24 protein-coding genes and 1 tRNA gene are annotated in these 21,782 nt (G+C 25.1%); 5 read left to right on the top strand and 20 right to left on the bottom strand.

The genetic code is table 11. The features are described from left to right. Positions 1 to 13 precede the first annotated feature (13 nt). The 5 genes from ABDZ71_RS14105 to ABDZ71_RS14085 all read right to left on the bottom strand — a co-directional run bounded on the left by ABDZ71_RS14105 (position 14) and on the right by ABDZ71_RS14085 (position 4,713). Complete coding sequence (locus ABDZ71_RS14105) at positions 14 to 1,666, bottom strand: putative ABC transporter permease subunit (RefSeq protein ID WP_343762495.1); 1,653 nt, start codon at positions 1,664 to 1,666, stop codon at positions 14 to 16. After that, entirely contained in the window at positions 1,659 to 2,384 is a 726-nt protein-coding gene (locus ABDZ71_RS14100) for an ABC transporter ATP-binding protein (protein WP_343762493.1), read from the bottom strand. Before ABDZ71_RS14100 ends, ABDZ71_RS14105 begins: the two co-directional genes overlap by 8 nt. 153 nt (positions 2,385 to 2,537) lie before the next feature. Then, positions 2,538 to 3,056, bottom strand: a complete 519-nt coding sequence (locus ABDZ71_RS14095; RefSeq protein ID WP_343762490.1) for a spore maturation protein — start codon at positions 3,054 to 3,056, stop codon at positions 2,538 to 2,540. 32 nt (positions 3,057 to 3,088) lie between these two features. After that, a complete protein-coding gene (locus tag ABDZ71_RS14090; protein ID WP_343762488.1) occupies positions 3,089 to 3,664 on the bottom strand; it encodes a nucleoside recognition domain-containing protein in 576 nt (191 codons plus the stop codon). 179 nt (positions 3,665 to 3,843) lie between these two features. After that, positions 3,844 to 4,713 carry a polysaccharide deacetylase family protein gene (locus ABDZ71_RS14085; RefSeq protein WP_343762486.1) on the bottom strand — a complete coding sequence of 290 codons (870 nt, stop codon included), beginning with the start codon at positions 4,711 to 4,713 and terminating at the stop codon, positions 3,844 to 3,846. An 869-nt stretch (positions 4,714 to 5,582) separates the two neighbouring features. Between ABDZ71_RS14085 and ispF the strand changes: the two genes are divergently transcribed. Then, positions 5,583 to 6,050 carry a 2-C-methyl-D-erythritol 2,4-cyclodiphosphate synthase gene (ispF, locus tag ABDZ71_RS14080; RefSeq protein WP_343762485.1) on the top strand — a complete coding sequence of 156 codons (468 nt, stop codon included), beginning with the start codon at positions 5,583 to 5,585 and terminating at the stop codon, positions 6,048 to 6,050. 133 nt (positions 6,051 to 6,183) lie between these two features. On the opposite strand, the gene ABDZ71_RS14075 is transcribed toward ispF, so the two are convergent. Further along, complete coding sequence (locus ABDZ71_RS14075) at positions 6,184 to 6,792, bottom strand: DUF1836 domain-containing protein (protein WP_343762483.1); 609 nt, start codon at positions 6,790 to 6,792, stop codon at positions 6,184 to 6,186. A 936-nt stretch (positions 6,793 to 7,728) separates the two neighbouring features. On the opposite strand from ABDZ71_RS14075, the gene ABDZ71_RS14070 reads away from it, so the two are divergent. Beyond that, positions 7,729 to 7,974 (top strand): AbrB/MazE/SpoVT family DNA-binding domain-containing protein, encoded by a 246-nt coding sequence (locus ABDZ71_RS14070; RefSeq protein WP_343762482.1) that lies wholly within the window; start codon positions 7,729 to 7,731, stop codon positions 7,972 to 7,974. 43 nt (positions 7,975 to 8,017) lie between these two features. Here the strand turns inward: ABDZ71_RS14070 and rsmI are convergent, their stop codons facing one another. From rsmI to ABDZ71_RS14020, 10 genes are all read right to left on the bottom strand, one after another. Further along, a complete protein-coding gene (rsmI, locus tag ABDZ71_RS14065; RefSeq protein WP_343762480.1) occupies positions 8,018 to 8,872 on the bottom strand; it encodes a 16S rRNA (cytidine(1402)-2'-O)-methyltransferase in 855 nt (284 codons plus the stop codon). 16 nt (positions 8,873 to 8,888) lie between these two features. Continuing rightward, on the bottom strand, positions 8,889 to 9,638 hold the full coding sequence (locus tag ABDZ71_RS14060) for a tRNA1(Val) (adenine(37)-N6)-methyltransferase (protein ID WP_425544717.1): 750 nt from the start codon (positions 9,636 to 9,638) through the stop codon (positions 8,889 to 8,891). 93 nt (positions 9,639 to 9,731) lie between these two features. Next, the gene (locus tag ABDZ71_RS14055) at positions 9,732 to 9,902 is read right to left on the bottom strand and encodes a DUF362 domain-containing protein (protein WP_343762478.1); all 171 of its coding nucleotides are present in this window, start codon (positions 9,900 to 9,902) and stop codon (positions 9,732 to 9,734) included. Positions 9,903 to 9,981: 79 nt separating this feature from the next. Next, on the bottom strand, positions 9,982 to 10,185 hold the full coding sequence (locus tag ABDZ71_RS14050) for a heavy-metal-associated domain-containing protein (RefSeq protein ID WP_343762476.1): 204 nt from the start codon (positions 10,183 to 10,185) through the stop codon (positions 9,982 to 9,984). Positions 10,186 to 10,199: 14 nt separating this feature from the next. After that, on the bottom strand, positions 10,200 to 11,111 hold the full coding sequence (locus tag ABDZ71_RS14045) for a PSP1 domain-containing protein (RefSeq protein WP_343762475.1): 912 nt from the start codon (positions 11,109 to 11,111) through the stop codon (positions 10,200 to 10,202). A gap of 1 nt (position 11,112) precedes the next feature. Beyond that, a complete protein-coding gene (locus ABDZ71_RS14040) occupies positions 11,113 to 12,063 on the bottom strand; it encodes a DNA polymerase III subunit delta' (RefSeq protein ID WP_343762474.1) in 951 nt (316 codons plus the stop codon). Positions 12,064 to 12,081: 18 nt separating this feature from the next. Continuing rightward, positions 12,082 to 12,411, bottom strand: coding sequence for a cyclic-di-AMP receptor (locus ABDZ71_RS14035; RefSeq protein WP_343762473.1), 330 nt, complete (start codon positions 12,409 to 12,411; stop codon positions 12,082 to 12,084). 112 nt (positions 12,412 to 12,523) lie between these two features. Next, entirely contained in the window at positions 12,524 to 13,201 is a 678-nt protein-coding gene (locus ABDZ71_RS14030; protein WP_343762471.1) for a dTMP kinase, read from the bottom strand. A 19-nt stretch (positions 13,202 to 13,220) separates the two neighbouring features. After that, positions 13,221 to 14,684: an aminotransferase class I/II-fold pyridoxal phosphate-dependent enzyme gene (locus tag ABDZ71_RS14025; RefSeq protein WP_343762470.1), complete on the bottom strand. Its 1,464-nt coding sequence runs from the start codon at positions 14,682 to 14,684 to the stop codon at positions 13,221 to 13,223. Next, the gene (locus tag ABDZ71_RS14020) at positions 14,663 to 14,875 is read right to left on the bottom strand and encodes a sigma factor G inhibitor Gin (RefSeq protein ID WP_343762469.1); all 213 of its coding nucleotides are present in this window, start codon (positions 14,873 to 14,875) and stop codon (positions 14,663 to 14,665) included. Before ABDZ71_RS14020 ends, ABDZ71_RS14025 begins: the two co-directional genes overlap by 22 nt. Before the next feature lie 190 nt (positions 14,876 to 15,065). On the opposite strand from ABDZ71_RS14020, the gene ABDZ71_RS14015 reads away from it, so the two are divergent. Further along, on the top strand, positions 15,066 to 16,235 hold the full coding sequence (locus ABDZ71_RS14015) for a zinc-binding metallopeptidase family protein (RefSeq protein ID WP_343762468.1): 1,170 nt from the start codon (positions 15,066 to 15,068) through the stop codon (positions 16,233 to 16,235). On the opposite strand, the gene ABDZ71_RS14010 is transcribed toward ABDZ71_RS14015, so the two are convergent. After that, complete coding sequence (locus tag ABDZ71_RS14010) at positions 16,232 to 16,741, bottom strand: hypothetical protein (protein WP_343762466.1); 510 nt, start codon at positions 16,739 to 16,741, stop codon at positions 16,232 to 16,234. The two genes, ABDZ71_RS14015 and ABDZ71_RS14010, sit on opposite strands and share 4 nt — an antisense overlap. A 276-nt stretch (positions 16,742 to 17,017) precedes the next feature. Between ABDZ71_RS14010 and ABDZ71_RS14005 the strand changes: the two genes are divergently transcribed. Together ABDZ71_RS14005 and ABDZ71_RS14000 are read left to right on the top strand one after the other, a co-directional pair. Beyond that, entirely contained in the window at positions 17,018 to 17,959 is a 942-nt protein-coding gene (locus ABDZ71_RS14005) for a magnesium transporter CorA family protein (protein ID WP_343762465.1), read from the top strand. 142 nt (positions 17,960 to 18,101) lie between these two features. Then, positions 18,102 to 19,019 (top strand): S66 peptidase family protein, encoded by a 918-nt coding sequence (locus ABDZ71_RS14000; RefSeq protein ID WP_343762464.1) that lies wholly within the window; start codon positions 18,102 to 18,104, stop codon positions 19,017 to 19,019. A 196-nt stretch (positions 19,020 to 19,215) separates the two neighbouring features. On the opposite strand, the gene ABDZ71_RS13995 is transcribed toward ABDZ71_RS14000, so the two are convergent. From ABDZ71_RS13995 to ABDZ71_RS13985, 3 genes are all read right to left on the bottom strand, one after another. Next, positions 19,216 to 19,289 (bottom strand) — tRNA-Cys (locus tag ABDZ71_RS13995). A 100-nt stretch (positions 19,290 to 19,389) separates the two neighbouring features. Next, a complete protein-coding gene (locus ABDZ71_RS13990) occupies positions 19,390 to 20,118 on the bottom strand; it encodes an NAD-dependent protein deacylase (protein WP_343762462.1) in 729 nt (242 codons plus the stop codon). Between the two features lie 73 nt (positions 20,119 to 20,191). Next, positions 20,192 to 21,562 (bottom strand): sodium-dependent transporter, encoded by a 1,371-nt coding sequence (locus tag ABDZ71_RS13985; protein WP_343762461.1) that lies wholly within the window; start codon positions 21,560 to 21,562, stop codon positions 20,192 to 20,194. Positions 21,563 to 21,782 lie beyond the last annotated feature (220 nt).

Raw genomic sequence — 21,782 nt, 5'->3', positions numbered from 1 at the left:
AGTAAAAACTAAATTATTTAATGCTTTCAAATAATTTTTGTCCTTTAGTTTTTAATAGAAAATAAACTACTATATCTAAAATTAATATTATAGAAAAAATATAAATGAAAGTATATAAACTATCTAAATTAAATTTATAAGAAGAGTATATAATAATACCACCTATTATAATACTTAAAAATAAATTTATAAATGGATTTAAGTTTTTCTTTATAGCTTCCTGCTCATTATCCCAATTTAACTTAGGAAAATTTAAATCTATAACTGTTCCTATAAGATTAGAAAAAATAATAGTAACTATTGATATTAGTAATATAGATAAAGAAATAGTTATTGGTAACTTTAACACTATAAACACAGGTATAATCCATATCAAAGTAGTTATTCCTTCTATTATAAAGGATGATATTACTTTTGACATTAATATAGTTTCATAATTTACAGGCATATATTTATTTAGATATATGCTACTTCCTTCTCTAGATACTCCTGTAGAACTTAAAGGATTCATAGCTCCTAAAAACAAGAATATCCCTAAAGATATAATAAATATAAAACTTACCATACCACTATCATAAAGGTTACCAGATATACTTGGTATTATATCTTTCATATCTCCTCCAAAAATCATAGAACCTATGAAAATTACAGGAAGTATAACACCACTTATAACACCATTTAATACATATGGAGGCGTTCTAAATATTAATTTAATTTCTTTTTCTACATAAGCTCTTAACTTAGATTTTTTTAAAGATAACTTTTCTATCTCTTTTTTATTCAATCTTTTTCTTTTAGATGATACTGCTGATATTCCTATAACTCCCTTAAAATATAGTTTTTCTCCTACCCATGTAAATAACGCTATAAATAATAAATTTATAAGTATAAACACAGCTAAATTTAATATGCCAGATATATTTTTACTGTTAATTAAACTTAAAGAAGCAAATTTAGAAGACAAAAACAAATTAGAAATAACATCTAAATTAAAACCACTGCTTCCTTTAACTAAGTTTTGAAATTCCTTTGGACTAATACCTTTTTGAGCAAGTTTTTGAATATACATTGTTAATGGAAGGATTATAATAAAAAGTAATATTCCACTAAATGTTTTTATTCTATCTTTATTTTTAAATGTATTTGAAAACTTCATTATAAACATTACTATTATAGAAGCTATAACTAAAGGCACTATAGGATTTATTAAAAATATTATTAAAGAATATATATAATAAATAATTCCTTCATTTGCTTTTATTCCATACACAATAATTAAAGGAAGGGCAAATACTCCTTGAATAATATATTGATATATTACTACTAAAGTAAATTTAGCTCCTAATATTTGAGATTGCTTAAGTGGTAAATACAAAATACTTTCTATACTTTCTGAAAAATAAAAAGAATTAAGTATATAAAATGATCCAAAGAAAAATATCATTACAGATACAAAGGATAAACCTAATGAAACTATAATTCCTTGTTGATTTATCAAGGAAAGGGCATCATAGCCTTTATTTATAATATCTATAATATTTTTTACTAGAGGAAGCATTCCTATAATTAATAATACTACTAAAGAAATTAGGCTTTTTTTATTTTTATTTTTCATAGTTTCTGTAGATTTTAAAAATACTTTTAATAAACTTATATATTTACTCATTTTTTGTCACCTCTAAGAATATGTCTTCTAGTGACTCATTTGTTTTAAAGTGTTCTTTTATTTCATCAATAGTTCCACATCTTAATATTTTACCTTTATTTATTATTGCAATTCTATCACATAATTTTTCTGCTACTTCTAAAACATGAGTAGAGAAAAAAACACTTTTACCTTTTCTTGCATGCTCTCTCATCATTTCTTTTAACATAAAAGAAGATTTAGGATCTAATCCTGTCATAGGTTCATCTAATATCCATACATTAGGATTGTGTATAAGAACACCCATTATAACTATCTTTTGTCTCATACCATGAGAATAACTTTGGATTTTATCACCAAGAGCATGATCCATATTAAGTCTTTTAGATAAATCTTCTATCTTACTTTTTCTTTCTTTCATTGGAACTTCATATATATCACTTATAAAATTTAAATATTCTATTCCTTTTAATTTTAAAAACATGTCAGGACTATCTGGAACAAATCCAAACTGTTTCTTTGCTCTTATAGGATTATCTTTTATATCAATACCATCTATTTTTATATTTCCGCTATCTGAATTAATAATGCCTGTTATCATTTTTATAGTTGTAGTTTTTCCTGCTCCATTAGGACCTAAAAATCCTAATATTTCACCATCTCTTACAGTTAAGTTTAAATTATCTACAGCCTTAATTTTTCCATTATAGGATTTATTAACGTTTAATAACTCTATCATCTTTTCCCCTCCACTTTATATCTTTATTAAGTTTCCCAATCTATAGTATTATCTTTTGATTTTCTTTATAATAGTATACACAATTACCTATTGTGTATAGTGTATATATTATATATATACTATATACACTCAGTTTCTATATGTCAATACAAATTAATAAAAAATATTATTTATAACTATAATAGCTGTTATAATAGCTGTTATATCTGCTATAATAGCTGCCCATAATGTGTGTCTTATTTTTTTAATTCCAACAGCACCAAAATATACCGTTAATGTATAAAAGATAGTTTCTGTAGAACCCATTATTACTGAAGCAATTCTTCCTATATATCCATCTGCTCCATAGTTTTTTATAATATCAGTAAATGTACCTAATGCTCCACTACCAGATAAGGGTTTTATAAGAACTAAAGGTACAACTTCTCCTGGAAGACCTATATATTTTACAAAAGGATTTACAATCTTTATTATATAATCTAAACCTTTAGACTCTCTTAATATTGTTATAGCAAATATCATAGCTAAAAGATATGGAAATATTCTAAGACATATACTTATTCCATCCTTTGCCCCTTCTATAAAACATTCATAAACTTTTACACCTTTTACAGCTCCATAGGTTATTATAAGTAATATTATTAAAGGTATTATTAAACTTTCTATATTCATATACTCCTCCTATTTTAAAATTAACTTTACTTTTAAAAATATCTTTGTAGTAATTTACAAACTAGCACTCCAACAACAGCTGCTGTTCCTGTAGTTATTATTGCAGGAACTATTATCTCTGCAGGATTATTAGATCCAACTGCAGCTCTAATTGATATTATTGTTGTAGGAAATATCTGAATACAGGCTGCATTTAGTACTAAAAATATAGCCATATCATCTGATGCTGTATCTTTTTTATCATTTAATCTTTGCAAATTTTCCATAGCTTTAATTCCAAAAGGAGTAGCAGCATTTGAAAGTCCCATCATATTTGCAGTTATATTCATAATAATGGCACCTAAAGTTTCTTCATCTCTCCCTGCCTTTTTAAATACCTTCTTTAGTATAGGTCTTAAAAGTTTAGATAGCTTATCTGTTAACCCACTTTTTTGAGCAATTTTCATAACACCGCACCATAAACACATAACCCCTAAAAGTTTTATCATCAAATCTACAGTACTATTTGCAGATTCCATTATTGATTTAGATAAAATATCTGCTCTTCCTGTAAATATACCTACACATATCCCTATAAATATAATAAAAAACCAAATATAATTTACCATTTTATCCCCCATATATATTAATGTTAATGAGTATTTTCTTTATATAATACTTAATGTAAATGTAAAATATAACTATGCTTTATATAAACTATAAATAAAAGTATAAAAAACTAGCTATCTAAAATAAATTTAGATAGCTAGTTTATAAATTTTTCTTCATTAATATATTAAATTTTATATTAGTTTTTATTATAATCTGGGTTAGTTATTCTCCTTATAAATTCATCCATACTATAAAGAGAACTTACATAGACTCTATTTAAAGTATATATTCCATTGTCTTTTGAAGTCCATCCACCTTCAGTGGTAACTGCCATAGTATATCCTAATTTTTTCACTGCTTTTATTGTATCTTCATTCCATTTTCCATAAGGATATGCAATATATTTAGAATCTTTATTTAATAAATTTTCTAGAGTCTCTTTAGATTTTTTAAGTGTATCTAATTGTTTTTCATAGGATAGCTTATCTAATTGATCGTGTTTTACTGTATGACTAAAACACATAACTCCATTCTTTGCCATCTCTTTTATTTGTTTTGAATTTACGGTCCTCTTATCTTTATCTATATTTCCTGTTATAACAAATATAGATGCTTTTAAACCATATTTTTTTAATATAGGATATGCATTATTATAGTTATCCACATATCCATCATCTAAAGTAATAACTATAGATTTTTTAGGTATTGGAGAATTATTAACTAAAAAATCATAAAATTCATCTAAGGTTAAAGTAGTATATCCATTATCTTTTAGATATTTCATTTGTTTTTCAAATTTTTCCTTAGGCATTCTAAGACCATTATCTTTTTCATAATCTACAGAATGATACATTAAAACTGGAATACTTTTATCATTATATATAAGAGGTTCCTTTGTAAATTTTCTAAGCTCTTCATTAGATTTTTTAACCTTTTCAGTTTGTTTTTTTACTACTTTTTTAGAATCATCATTTTTCTTACTTACTTTCTTTTGGCACCCAGAAAATAATACTACAACTACTATAATCATTATAGAAAGTAGTTTTAATTTATTATTACGAAACATCTTATTCTCCTTTATGTAAGGTATATTCAAATAAACAACTAGTCACCCTATTCCAGTATTTTTGCAAACTATTTATTACTTTTAGTCTTTTTATAATAAAACTATTATAATAACCTAAGTTTTTATTTTTTACAAAATATCTACAGAATACTTGATTTATTATTTATCTTAATATTCCTAAAGTAAATTTTATAATATTATACCACATATACTATAGTATTAAAATTATATACAATGTGGATATTATTTATTATTATTGTGTACAAAAAAATTTTTAGAATAATATATATCTATTTTGAATATACTTTTAAGTTAGTTATCAACATTATCCACAATTCACCTGTTAATAACTTGTGGTATATCTGTTAATTGATCAATTTCAACTACATTTTTTTTATACTTACCACAATAATACAACTTATACTTTTTTGCTACAGATTCACTAATTTATATACATTTAGCATTTATAAACATTATCCACAGAACTGTGCATAAATTGTGGACAACTTAGCATTAATTGAATACACTAATAATATAAAGAAATAAATTATTTAAATTGTTTAAATTTTCTTAACTTTATTTCAAATTTATGGTATCATTATCATATAGAATATATTATGAAAGGTCGTGATTATATGAATAAAAAAATAGTATATGTTAATTTTAAAAAGAAATCTGTATGTAAAAGTAACAAAAGACCTTTCTTATTATTTTTATTAAACTTTCTTAAAAATAAGTTAGTTTCCCAGAATAATCACGATAAATCAATTAAATTAATTCATTACAATAAACACATTTCTTAGTGCAACTTATACTTGCACTTTTTTTTATATTTGTATATAGTTTATACTATATTGGAGGTATTACATATGAAAATTGGATTAGGATATGATGTACATAAATTAGTTAAAAATAGAGATTTAATTCTAGGTGGCGTAAAAATTAATCATGAAAAAGGACTTTTAGGTCACTCTGATGCTGATGTATTATTACATTCTATTATGGATGCACTACTAGGCGCTGCTTCTCTAGGAGATATAGGAAGGCATTTTCCAGATACTGATATTCAATATAAAAATATTTCTAGCTTAACTTTACTAAAAAAAGTAAATGATTTAATTAATAAAAAAGAATATAAAATAATAAATATTGATTGCTGTATAATTGCTCAAAGACCAAAAATATTTCCTTACATTAATGAAATGAAAAATAATATATGTAGTTCATTAAATATAACTCTTGATCAACTTAACATAAAAGCTACCACTGAAGAAGGATTAGGTTTTACTGGAAAAGAAGAAGGCATTTCTTGTCAAAGTATATGTTTATTAAATTAAATACTTTGTAAGTATAACAAAAAGTTATTAATAATAATCTAACTAGATTATTATTAATAACTTTTTACCTTATAGAAACATAATTTTATTTTATATAATAAAATTATACTGTTAATACTCTTATAATCATAAACTACTCTTCTTTACTTCCTTCTATATGTTCATATACTATTCTCTTAACTAATTTTTTTATTGCACTAGCTTGACATATTAAAGTCATAACTATTAAAAATTCACTTATCCTGCTTTCTTCTTCCTCTTTCAAATTCATTTCTTTTATCATAGACTTTAACTTTTCATCATTAAAATGTTGTTTTGAAACAAAATCTTGGAAACTTTCCTTTTGTATATCAGAAAACATTTTATATGCCATTTCCCAAGATATTATATCATCGCTTCTATCATTTATTTCATTAAAAGCTAAAGTAAAAACTTTTTTTATTTCTTCAGTAGTAAGTAGTGGTCTCATATAACTAAGAAGAACTAATTGAGCTAAATGCAATTTAGTATAACCTCTTTTTTTACCATCTTGAGGTTTAGATATAACTTCATTCTTTATATAATTTTGTACTATATTGTTAGTATAATCTTCTTCTTCAAACTTATCATTCAAATAATCGATTACCTGAGATAAAAACAAATCATATTTAGGAAGTTCTTCGTAACCAACAATAGTATTATTTGATATCTCCTTAGCTAATTTGTCTATGTATTCTATGGTACTGAGTTTAGTGTCCTTCACTTTAAAAACCTCCAAAATAGTATACTTTTTAATACTTACATATATTATTATATACTAAAATCCCTATAATAGTTTAACATTTTTTTTGAAAAAATATCTTAATTATATGTTTTTTCTTTAAATTGATATAATTATATATTCTACATTCAAAAAACACATAAAAATTCATTTTAAAATACTTATCCACATTTTCAAGGTAGTTGTCCACAAAAATTGTGGATAACTAAAATCTAATGTTATCAATATGTTAAGCCTTATATTTTATATGTTATTCACACCTATGTTATGAAATTATCAACATATATATACATTAAATGAAATATATCTGTTTAAAACTTTAAAAATTAGATATTAATTTTCTATTTTGACAATATATATATTAAATTAATTACTATTTTTTACATAATATCATATTTATAAATAAATAGAAGTATTTATAAAGACTTTTTACCATAATAAACTAATATATCTATATTACTATAATCGTCCTTATATTGTAGATATATAGTATCTTCTTAGTGTAAATACAGCATAATTTACACTATTCATTACATACAAAAATTTTAAATATTTACTTTTCTTATATTTTTATTTATAATATCATTATCAACAAATTTCGACATTAGTCTTTATTTATCCATTTTATTACTATTTTCTAAGATATAATTGCTTTTAATTTATATATTAGTAAATAAATTAAAACAAGGTTTCAATTAGGTTCAAAACGTTGGTATATCTGACATGAATATGTGTATTTACAGTTATTTTTTGTAAAAAAACATATTGACTTTTATCGTTTTTGGTAGTATATTAACTTTAGATGGAAATACATAAGAATTTTGTAAACTTATTTTGAATTACATTGATTTTTAATGTCACATTTGCTATTATTTAATTAAACTTATGTCGAAAATTGAAAATTGAGGAGGAAAATTAATGAAATCAACAGGTGTAGTTAGAAGAGTAGATGAGTTAGGAAGAATAGTTATCCCAATAGAACTTAGAAGAACATTAGATATTGCTGAAAAAGATGCTTTAGAAATATATGTTGATGGGGAACAAATTATATTAAAGAAATATGAACCTGCATGTATATTCTGTGGTAATGCTAGAGATGTTATAAACTATAAAGGAAAAAACATATGTCAAAAATGTCTTAGCGAAATAAGAGATAACAAATAAATATACAATAATAAAAGAGTCTCATATAAATGAGACTCTTTTATTATATATCTATAGAATATTTATACACTTCTGATTTAGGAATTTTTCTTTCTTTTGCAACTAATTTTACTGATTCTTTTTTACTGTTACCTTTTTTTATATAAAGTCTTATATGGTCTTCTATAGAGATATCCTTCCATTTAGCTATCTCTTCTTCTTCTATTTCCTTTAGGCTCTTTCCTTCTAATATTAATACATACTCACCTTTAGGAGAATTACTACTATAATAATCTATAGCTTTAGATAAACTTTCTCTCATAATATTTTCATGGATTTTTGTAAGTTCTTTACATACTGCTACCGTTCTATCTCCTAATTTATCTTTAAGTAAATTTAATGTAGATATCAATCTATGAGGAGCTTCATAAAAAACTAATGTTTCTGTTCTATTTTCAATATCTTTTATTAAGCTATCTCTCTTCTTTTTATCTCTAGGTATAAATCCTCTAAATAGAAATTTAGTAGTATCTAATCCTGAATAAACAAGTGCAGTTATCACAGCTGTTGCTCCTGGAAGTACTTCTAATTTTATATTTTTTTCTATGCATTTTGAAATAAGTACACTTCCTGGGTCTGATATTCCTGGCATTCCAGCATCTGATACAAGTGCTATATTCTTACCTTCATAAAGATTATATATTATACTATCACTTTTATTTTCTTCATTAAATTTATGGTAACTTATTAATGTTTTTTTTATTTCAAAGTGATTTAACAATTTAAGAGTTTGCCTAGTATCTTCTGCAGCTATTAGATCCACGTCCTTTAAAACATTTAGGGCTCTTAATGTTATATCCTGTAAATTTCCTATAGGGGTAGGTACTACATATAGTTTCCCTATTTTTTTTTCTTCCATTTTATAACCACCTTTATCATTCAATTCCGTAAATATCCTTTACTTCTCTTGTATACTGGTTATTTTCATCATACACATACAATGGTTTATCCCATTTTAAAAATTTTCCTGCATTTTTTTGTCCTTCTATCAAAACCATAGTTGGTTTTTTATTATAAGATGGATATACCATTTTAATTAGCTTAGGTTCTATTTTAAATTTTCTCATAGAACACATGATATCTGCTATTCTTTCTGGTCTATGTACCATAAAAAATTTGCCCTTATCTTTTAAAAGTATTTTAGAAGCTTCCATAACATTATCTAAATTACAACATATTTCATGTCTAGCTATAGTATTTTTATCATTTTTATTAATAATTCCTGTACCGCTTACTTTATATGGAGGATTAACAGTTACTACATCTACTTTATCTAAGCTCTTTATAAACTTTATATCTTTTAAATCTTTATTTATAAACTCCACTCTTTCTTGAAGTTCATTATAAGAAACTGTTCTATTAGCCATTTCTACCATATCTTCTTGTATCTCAATCCCTTTTATGTATTCTGCTTTAGTTTTTCCTGCTATTATAAAAGGAATTATTCCTGTTCCAGTACATAAATCAATAACCTTATTTCCATTTTTAACTTTAGAAAAATTAGAAAGCAAAACAGCATCTATACCAAATCTAAAGGATTTTTTTTTCTGTATTACTTTTATTCCTTTAAGCTGAAGATCATCTATTGTTTCATCTATTTTCACAAAATTATCTATTGATTTCATATTTTTTCACCTTTATGTAAAATATTTATTATATATTATTAACCATTAAAGTAAAAGACCGCCAAATGACGGTCTTTTCCTTAATAACAATTATTATTCTTGAACTGGTGCTCCTACTGGACAAACATTAGCACAATTTCCGCAATCAATACAAGTGTCTGCATCTATAACAAAAAGAGCATCTCCTTGACTTATAGCGTTAACTGGACATTCTGAAGCACATGCTCCGCAGCTTACGCAAGCATCTGTAATTTTATATGCCATATGTAACACACCTCCTTAAAAATCAAACCTTTATACGTCTTATATTTTACCACGTTTCATTTGATTTTTAAAGCTATTTTTAGATAACTATATATCCCGTATCTTCTATAGATTCAATTATCTTATCAACATTTAAAAAATAGTTATCATAAATAATATTTACTTCTCTTTTATCTTTATTTATTTCGCATGCTACTATTCCTTGATTGTTAGCTAGTGCATTTTTTACTTTATTTATATCTTTAGAAGTTTTCATATCACATACTTTAAGTACTGCTTTCATTGCTGTTGTACCTCCTAGTCCTCTTTAAGCAATTCTCTTATTACATCCTTATCTTCGTTATCTACTTCTATTTCATTCTTATCTACACTATCAACATTACCTTCATAGCTACCAGATATAATCTTAACTTCTTTTATAGGTACTTCTTTTATGAAATCTTCATTACTATCTTTACTTTTTATTTTAACTTTAACTTGCTCTTTTACTACACTATTACTTATAACTTCTCCGCTTCCATATTCTGTATCTACTATACAACCTACCTTAGGAAGATTTTTTCTTATTTTCTCGTAAGTATTTTGTTCGTAATTTAAGCAACACATAAGTCTTCCACATATTCCTGATATTTTAGTAGGGTTTAAAGATAAATTTTGTTCTTTAGCCATTTTAATTGATACTGGAGCAAAATCACCTAAAAAAGTAGAACAACACATAGGTCTGCCACAAGGTCCAAGTCCACCTACCATTTTAGCCTCATCTCTTACTCCTATTTGTCTCAATTCTATTCTAGTTCTAAATATAGATGCTAAATCCTTAACTAATTCTCTAAAATCTACTCTTCCATCTGCTGTAAAATAGAATATAACCTTATTATTATCAAAAGTATACTCTACATCTATAAGTTTCATATCTAAATCATGTTCTTTTACTTTTTCTAAGCATACTTCTAAAGCTTTTTCTTCTTTTTCTTTGTTTTCTTCATGTTTTTTTATATCTTGCTCAGTAGCTTTTCTTATAACTTTTTTAAGAGGAGATACTATATCTTCTTCTTTTATTTTTTTTCTGCCTATAACGCATCTTCCAAATTCTACTCCTCTTACTGTTTCCACTATAGCAAAATCAGTATCTTTTATATCTAAAGTTCCTGGATCAAAATAATATATTTTCCCAGCTTTTTTAAAACGAATCCCTACAACTTCTACCATACTAAACCTCCTGCATTTTTATAAGCATAGAATCACAAACTAATGTAAAATTAACATTAGTATTTGATTTATTCTTAGCACTGTTTACTATATCTATTATCTTACTTAATTTTATAAAAGAAAATTTTTCTGAAATATCTCTTATAATAGATAACTTATCTATATTTAATAATAATTCTTTTCTACCGGTTTCCTTGTATACTAAAGCATCTCTAACGTAAGACAAAATACAAGTAAATAATTCATCAAAATCATTTTTATATTTTAACAATAAATTTTCATACTTATAGATATAATTATATCTATCTAACTTATTTAAGTTAACTATAATATCTAAGCTAATATCTCTTATTTCTTTCATTAACTTATCTTCTATAAATTTCTCTGCTCTTCCAGGTATGCCATCACTAAATGCAATAGCTGAATTTAATTTACTTTCATCTAGATTAAATTCTTTTTTGTTTAAAATAAAATTTTTTATTTCTTCTACATTTAGCTTATTAAGTTTATAAACTTCACATCTAGATTTTACCGTATCTAAAAGCTTATTTATATTCTCACACAAAAGTATTATGAAAACGCCTTTAGGAGGCTCCTCAATGGTTTTTAAGAAAGCATTTTGAGCTACTTCTGTAATTAAATGACTATTATATATTATAACAACCTTTGTATCCCCTTCTATAGGCTTTTTATTTATTTCTTCTATTAAACTTCTTATTTCATCTATACCTATAGATTTCTTATTATTTTTAACTCTATACTGTATTATATCTCCATATTCACGTACTATAGTTTTGCCAATTAACCTTACCGCTATTTCTCTAGCAATTAAGCTTTTTCCTATTCCGTCTTCTCCTACAATAATACTCCCATGAGAGAATCTATTATTTTTTATAGAATTATTTATTTGTTTTTTTATATTCTCATGTCCTATTATTGCATCTAAACTCACCTTTATCACTCCAATTAATTATACTCTAACAAATTTATCTACATCTACTACAAATATTGTGGCCCCTCCAACATTTACTTCCATAGGATAAGGTATATACATACCTGTTGAACTATTCATTGGAGATGCAGATGATATAACTTGTTTTCTTGTTTTACATATATCTTCTATCTTAGATATTACCTTATCTACTTCTTTTTCTTCAACACCTATCATAAGGGTAGTATTCCCTACTTTAAGAAATCCTCCAGTAGTAGCTAACTTTGTAATTCTATATCCTGATTCTGTTAAATCATCTATTAAATCTGAAACATCATCATCTTGTACTATAGCTATAACTAATTTCATAATATCTCCTCCTTAAAGCAAATTTGTTTAGTAAGTGTTTCTTATATTTAAACTAAAAGATTTATTAAAAAACTTATATTTTATTTAATAATAAAAGTTTAAATATATTTTATTATAAAAGATCTAATATTTCTTTATTTATCTCTTCTATATCTTTTACCCTATTATCCTTTATACAATTTATAATATGCCAATCATATTTTTTAGCAACATCCTTAGCATTATTATAGGATTTTTCTATATACTCTAAATTTTTTTCATGTATATCTTTTTCCTTTTCTCCAGTAAATTTATTTTTCCTAGAAGACATAAGATTCTCACTATATTTTGGAGGCATATCTAAAAATATAACTGAATCTGGTACAGGTAAACCCATTTTTTCAAATTCTAAATCCCATAACCATTTTAAAAATTTTTCTCTTTCTTCTTTTTCTTCTATTTTAACTGCCTGATGTATTATATTAGATGTAGTATATCTATCTGCTAAAACTATTCCTCCATCATTATAAAATTCTTCCCATTCCTTTTTATAAGATGCAAATCTATCTACTGCATAAAAGGTAGATGCAGCATAAGCATTAACACTTTCAGGATCATTTCCAAACTCTCCGCTTAAATACATCTTAATTAATTCAGAAGATTTGCTTTCATAGTTTGGAAATTCTATTTTTTTTATTTTTTCATTTCTAGCTAATAACTTCTCATAAAGTCTTTTAGATTGAGTAGCTTTTCCACTTCCATCTGTTCCTTCTATAACTATTAATTTACCTTTATTTGATTTTTCATTCATAATTAACATGTCCTCCAAATTATTCCTCTGATACTACTCTTATTTTTCCTTTTTTTAGTCCTAATATGTCTGTTCCTTCATCCTTATAATAACATATAGAATCTATTATTTCTTTATTAATTATTTCTCCTGGCATAATTATAGGAACTCCTGGAGGATAAAAAACTATACTATCATAAGCTATTTTACCTTCTGATTCCTTGAAATTTTTCCAGATATACTTTCTATCCATTACCTCATAAGGTAAAAGATTAGCTTGTACATTAATTTCTTTATATTTAAAACTCTTATTATTAGAATCTCTTAACACTTCTTTATCACAGTTTTTTAAAACCTTGTATAACTTATCTAATTGTTTCTCCCCTTGAAATGTTGACAATATACATATAACATTAAAACTATCGCTCATTTCACATTGTATTCCTTTTTCTTTTAAATAATCATAAAGCTTATTACCACTAAATCCTTCTTCTACATTTATAACATACCTAGTTAAATCTATATCATTTAAATCATCTCTAGAGCCATAATACTTATTTAAAATACCTATATCTTCTTTTCCTATAACATGAAATATATCTAGCTTGTTTATCTTTTCTCTGTATATATCTGCAATTTGTATTAATTTATTATAGTGGTTTTCTCCCCACTTTTCTAAATAAAATCTGCTGTAATCCATGGAACATAAAAATAAATAAGATGGACTAGTACTTAAAAAAGCACTTACATAAAAATCAACCTTATCCATGTTAACAGTAGATTCTTTTCCTATATGTAAAAAGGCAGTTTGAGTAAGACTTGGTAAAGTCTTATGAGCACTCATAACTACCATATCTGCCCCTATGTCTAATGGATTTTCAGGCAAATTTTCAGAAATTCCAAAATGTGCTCCATGAGCTGAATCTACTAACACTTTCATATTATATTTTTTAGCTTCACTTACTATTTCTTTTAAATTGCTACAAATCCCATAATAATTAGGATAAGTTAGTACTATACCTTTTGCATCTTTATTTTCTCTTATAAGCTTTAAACAATTTTCTGTATCTAGTGCTAATGGAGCATTATATCTTTCATATACTATATCTTTTATATATAAAGGTTTTAATTTTCTTAAAATTATTCCATTAAATATGGATCTATGGCAATTTCTTTCTACTAGTATTTTATCTCCTTCATTAAAAGCTGCAAATATCATAGATAGATTTCCACTAGTACTTCCATTAACTAAAAAATATGATTTCTTAGAATTATATAACCTGCTTAACATATTACAGGATTCATTTATTATTCCACTAGAGTGGTGTAAATTATCTAAACCTTCTACTTCTGTTAGATCAAATTCAATCATATTTTTTATAAATTCATTACCTTCATAGGTAAATAAAAAACCTAATCCACCTTTATGTCCTGGCATACAAAATAATGTGTTTTTTTCTTTTATATATTTTAAAACACCGTTTAAAATTGGTAACTCTGACATCTAAACTCCTCTTCCTTTATGATAGTAGGAACTATATTCTTCTTTATACATTCCCTATAAAACTCATAAAAATCTGTATCCATTTTAATATTTATAATTCTTTTCTCGCAACAACTGCAAATCCCTTTTCTATTTATCATTATACCACTTGAAAGAGGCTTACCACATATAATACAACGTTGTTTTTTCATTCATATCCTCCTTATTCATACCTTAATTAACTTAATTATCGCCCCCTCTTATATATTTTATTCATTACATAGCCAAATCTTATTTTGTCCACTAAAAAAAATTTAAAAAAATTAAAATTTTTTTATAATTTTTTTACTTCTATAAGGAAATACTATTATTATATTCTCTAATATAAGTGGAGGTTATTATATGAAACAAAGAATTGTATCTTATTTAGATACTATAAAAAATGAATTATTTAATATATCAAAATATTTATATGAAAACCCAGAAGAAAGTTTTAAAGAATTTAAAGCTTGTGATTATTTATCAAATTTATTAGAAAAACATGATTTTAAAGTTAAAAAAAACTATCTTGATATACCTACATCCTTTTGTGGAACTTATGGATCAGGATATCCTAAGATTTGCTTCTTTTGTGAATATGACACACCAAATAAAGAAAATCATATATCAGGACATAATTTAATATCTGAAATGTCAATTGGAGCTGCTTTATCTTTATCTAAAGTCATAGATAATTTTAGTGGAACAATAATAGTAATTGGATGTCCTGGAGAATTTTTAAGTGGATCAAAAGTAACTTTAGCTAAACAAGGAGCTTTTAAAGATATAGATGTAGGTCTTATGGCTCATCCTGATGTAATTACTTGTGAAAGCGACAAATCTATGGCTATAATACCTATGAAAATGACCTTCAAAGGTGAAAATACTATAAGCTATGAAAATCCAAATATATTTTCTTCTTTAAACGGATTTCTCTATACATTTAACTCTATAAATTTACTAAAAAAATGTTATAAAGATGAATTTCATATAGATAAACTAAATATAAAAAGTGGAGAAAATCCATATAATCTATCTAACACTACAAAAGTATCTTTTTATATAAGAGCAAAAAATATAAATCTAGCAACAAAAATAGAAAATAAAATAAGAAAAATTGTAAAACATACTGAAGAAATTTTAGATTTAGATTGTAATATATGTTTTTATGAGCTACCTTATAGAGAACTTATAACTAATAAAACTTTATCTAGAATATTTTCTCACAACTTAAAAGAAAGTGGAATAATTGACCTATGTGGAAGTAAAAACACTGTATCTGGATTAAGCTTAGGAACTGTAAGTCACTATATTCCTTGTATACATCCCTATATATCTATAGTAGATAAAACTAATAATATAGATTATTTCTCAAAGGAATTTGCAAGTAATACTCTATCTAATTATGCACAAAATAGAACTTTAAAAGCAACTCAAGCTTTAGCTTTAACAGCACTAGATTTGATAGAAAATAGAGAATTATTAAATGATGTTAAAAATGAATTTTTTAATAAAATAAAAACAAGAGACTAACTTGCTAGTCTCTTGTTTTTGTTATATAAATGACTTAATTTCGTTATTAGGTTTCTACTAGGTTCAAAATAAAATTTCTTTATTTTAGTTCCTTCTCTATATATACAACAATATACATCTACATTAACTATAGAACATGTATAGTTTTTTAATCTATTCATTATAAATTTAGATTTCACTTTTCCTATTTTACCAAAATATTCGATGTCACTTAATTTTATATTTTCAACTACTTTATCACTGCTACCATTTATTTTATGAATTATAAATTGATCTGCTATTATAAAATACGTGTATCTTACTTTACACTTTACCAGTTGAATAAAGCTAGCTAAAATTATTAATGATATTAAAGATATACTTGTAACATCATTTAAACTATAATTATTCAATTTTATATTTTTTACAACTTCTGTTAAGAATAAAGCTCCTACCAAAAGAATAAGCATAAAAAACAGAATTGTAACCCTTCTTCTAGTTACTGTTTCTTTGTACATATTCCCCATAGCAAACCCTCCATAATAGTCTTTAATATTCCCTCTACGATAGAGATTATACTAAGCTTTTAAATATTATTCCAACCTTATTTTCACCATTTTAGGCCTTATTTTAGCTTTAATTAAATTTATATACTTCTCTCTTATGTGTTTTAATATTTTTCTCCGTTTTCCTATCATATTCATAAAATTCTGTTAAAAATTATACAATTATATAATTATATCAACATTACATAGTATGATGTATAATAGTTATTGTACTTATTAATATTTGAGGTGATTATAATGATTTCAATATACAAGAATACCATGCTAGATAGTGAAATTAAACAATTAGACAATATCGAAGAAGGCGCTTGGATAAACATAGTTGCTCCATCTGAACAAGAACTTTTATTTATTTCAAAAAAAACCGGTGTATCTTTAGAATTTTTAAGATCACCTTTAGATGAAGAAGAAACTTCAAGAATAGATATAGAAGATAACAACATGTTAGTAATCGTTGATATCCCTTTTACTGAGATGGAAGACAACTCATTAACATATGATACATACCCTCTAGCTATAATTCATACAGAAACAAATTTGATAACAGTTTGTTTAAAAAATAGCAAAATTTTAACAGATTTTATTAATAGAAAATTTAAATCTTTTTATACATTTAAAAGATCTAGGTTTATATTACAAATTTTGTATAGAGTAGCTAGTTATTATTTAATATATTTAAGACAAATAGATAAAAAAAGTGTAATGATAGAAAAAAGACTTCATAAATCTATGAAAAATAAAGAATTGATATTATTATTATCCCTTGAAAAATCTCTAGTTTATTTCTCAACTTCTTTAAAATCAAATGAAATAACCTTAGAAAAAATGCTTAAATTAGAATTAATACAAAAATACCCAGAAGATCAAGATGTTTTAGAAGATGTAATAATAGAAAATAAGCAAGCAATAGAAATGGCCACTATCTACAGTAATATATTAAGTGGGACTATGGATGCTTTTGCTTCAGTTATCTCTAATAATCTAAATATAGTTATGAAATTACTTGCCTCTATAACTATAGTTATGTCCATTCCTAATATTATTTTTGGATCCTTTGGTATGAATGTTAATGGAATACCCTTTAATAACTCTCAGCAGGCTTTCTGGCTTGTATACGGAGTAACTGCTATACTTTGTGTAGTCTGCATTATAATACTTAAAAGAAGGGATTTACTGTAATATAACACATATATATCCTCACCTTTTTTTATTTATATATTATGTTTTTATTAACTTACTCATATAAATGAAATAAAGGAGGTGAAAAACTATCAAGATAAAAAATAGATTATTAAATTGTTGTATTTCTTGATAGTAATTTATGATTGCTAATAAATTAAATTCTAATAGTACTATAGGTATAATAAGTCCTGCTAGCCCTTGTGATTTAGATAAGTTAGAATCTAGTATAAGATATATTGAAAATCTAGGCTTTAATATAAAAAAAGGAAAACATATTTATGATAAATGGGGATATTTATGCGGAAGTGATATAGATAGAGCCTCTGATTTAATAAATATGTTTTTAGACGATTCAGTAGACATGATATTGTGTATAAGGGGAGGGTACGGAACTATGCGTATTCTCCCTTATATAGATTTTGATTTAATAAAGTCTCATCCTAAAATTTTTGCAGGGTTTAGCGATATAACAACTCTATTAAATTATATAAGTTTAAAATGTAATCTAACTACTTTTCATTCCCCGATGTTAACTTCAAACTTTAATGATAAATATACTTTTAAAAGTTTTTTTAATACATTAAAATTTGGTAATAGTCCTTATATAATAGAAAATCCTCCTAATATAAAAGTAAAAGCCTTAACTGATAAAAAAATAGAAGGACAACTTGTAGGAGGTAATTTATCTTTAATTTGTAGCACTATAGGCACAGCCTATGAAATAGATACTAAGGATAAAATACTATTTATAGAAGAAGTAGGAGAGCCTTGTTATAAAATTGATCGTATGCTTACTCAATTAGATTTAAGTGGTAAATTAAACTGCTGCAAAGGATTTATTCTAGGCCAGTTTACTAATTGCATCTATTCTAAAGGCGAAAATAAAATAATACTAAAAGATATTATAAAAGATAAGATCTTAAAATTTAAAAAACCTACTTTAATAAATTTTATGACAGGTCACTCCTATCCTAACTTAACTTTACCAATAGGTGCTAAAATAAAATTAAATTGCCCTAAAAAATATATAAAAGTAATTGAACCTGTAGTAAAATAATAAACTTATATTAATTAATAAGATTATAAATCTAAAAAATAATATTCTTATTTCTTAGGTAATACTATGTCAAAATCACTTTAAGCCCATTGAAATAAATAACTATCATTAGCTATTTATTTCAATGGGCTTTATATAATAAAAAATATCTATATAAATAAAAAAACATTCTAAATAAATTAGAATGTTTTTCCTTTGGAGGCGCCACCCAGATTTGAACTGGGGATAAAGGCTTTGCAGGCCTCTGCCTTACCACTTGGCTATAGCGCCATCAACAAGATATATTATATTATAGAGACAATCTTTTGTCAAGAAAAATAATGTAGTGATACTAATAAAATGTATATTATTAAAATCACTACATTAAAATTTAATCTATTACCTGTTTTAAGACTTTACCTATACTATCATGTAAACATAAGTGAGCCTTGTTATCATAAGATGTTACTCCCTTATTTATAAGAACTAGTTTATTACCTTTATAATAATTAACAAGGCCTGCCGCTGGATAAACCACTAAAGAAGTTCCTCCTACTATAAATGTATCTGCGTTTTTAACATAATCTACAGATTTATTTATTACATCCATATCTAAACCTTCTTCATATAATACTACATCTGGTTTAACTACTCCTCCACATTTTAAGCATTTAGGAACAACATCCTTACTATCTAAAATATATTTTAAATCATACTTAGCTCCACAATTCATACAAGTATTTCTATAAACACTACCATGTAATTCTAAAACATTATTAGATCCTGCTAACTGATGTAATCCATCAATATTTTGAGTTATAATAGCCTTAAGTTTCCCCATATCTTCTAATTCTTTTAATACTTTATGAGCATCATTTGGTTTTGCTTCTTTAAATATCATTTTATCTTTATAAAATTTAAAAAATTCTTCTGTATGCTCCATAAAAAAACTATGACTTAACATAACTTCCGGTGGATACTTATATTTACTTTTACCATTATAAAGCCCTGAATTTGATCTAAAATCTGGTATATTGCTTTCTGTAGATACTCCAGCTCCTCCAAAAAATACTATGTTATTACTATTTTCTATAATACTTTTAAATTTTTCTAAAAGCATATGATCATCTCCTATAATATAGTCCTATTACAATTATATACTATATTAAAAAATTATTTTATCTATGGCCATATTAAAATTTAATTATACCTATAGAATTTAAAAAGACTACTAAAAGAATTATAGGAGTTATGTATCTTATTATAAAGTAATATATAGATACCATTTTTTCTACTTTTAAAGTTCCTTTGTTAGAAAGCTCATATAATATGTCTTCTTTTTTATTCTTATATCCTACAAATACAGCTATTAATAATCCTCCTAAAGGTAGTAATACATTAGAGGATGTTTTATCAAATATATCAAAAAAGGTAAAACCTAATATTTTCACATTATATAATATACTTGAAGGATCTGCTGATAAAGTAGCTAAACTACCTACTAAAGCTACTAATATAAAATTAAATATAACTGCTTTTTTTCTTGTAATATTCATTTCTTCTGTATAATATGCTATTTGAACTTGAATCATTGATAATATTGACATAGTTGATGCCATAGCAGTTAATAAGAAAAAAATCACCAATAATACCTTTCCTAAAGGTATTTTAGAAAATACAAGAGGAATGCTCATAAATAACAATCCTGGTCCCTCTGTTGGTTTAATATTAAAAGAAAATACTACAGGGAATATAGCAATTCCTGCAAGTAGTGAAACTAAGGTATCTGAAAAAGCAACTTTTATAGAATTAGATATCATATTAGTATCTTCCGTAAAATAACTACTATAAGTAACCATAGCTCCTAATCCTACCGCTAATTTAAAGAAAGCTAGTCCTAAAGCAATTAATATTCCTGTAGCTGTAAGTTTAGAAAAATCTGGATTAAGTAAGAAATTAAGACCTTCTCTAGCTCCAGGTAAGGTTAAGGCTCTTACTCCACAAATTATTATAAGAATAAATAGTAGTGGCATAAGTGTCTTTGTGACTTTCTCTATTCCCTTTTGTACTCCTAATAATATTATTGAGGAAACAACTATAAGTACAATTATCTGCCAAAATACAGGAGATATATTACTAGCTACAGTAGAAGAAAACACATCCTTAGCAGAATTTAAGTCTATATTATTAAATTTACCTGTTAAAGATTTAAAAAAATAAGAATACACCCATCCTGCTACTGCAGTATAAAAAAACATTATAAAATATGAAGTTATTATACCCATATATCCTATTATTTTCCATTTACTGTTAGGATTTAATTTTTCTATAGCGCCAATTACATTTTTTTTAGTTTTTCTTCCAATATAAAATTCACTTATCATTACAGGAATACCTAAAAAGAACACACATATTAAATAGACTAATAAAAAAGCTCCTCCTCCATTTTCTCCAACAAGATAAGGAAACTTCCATATATTACCCAAACCTACTGCTGCAGCTAAAGTAGCAAAAAATATACCAATTTTAGAAGAAAACTTTTCTCTTCCTTTCTCTTTTGCCAAAACTTTCACCCCTTTTTTCTTATATAAAATAAATTCTTTTTTTAATTTATAAATAACTTATTTTTAAAAAAATCATATATAAATTATTTATAATAAAATTTTATATTTTTATATAAAAAAAGAAGTACTAAATTATTTATTAGTACTTCTTTAATATTTCACCTGGCAACGACCTACTCTTCCACCGGGCTTCCCCTGCAGTACCATCGGCGCTTTGAAG

Origin of the sequence: Clostridium oceanicum, assembly GCF_039521385.1 — a bacterium.
GTDB lineage: Bacteria > Bacillota > Clostridia > Clostridiales > Clostridiaceae > Clostridium_F > Clostridium_F oceanicum.
The sequence above is the reverse complement of the archived record's forward strand: the minus strand, read 5'-3'. Positions and strand labels throughout refer to the sequence as shown.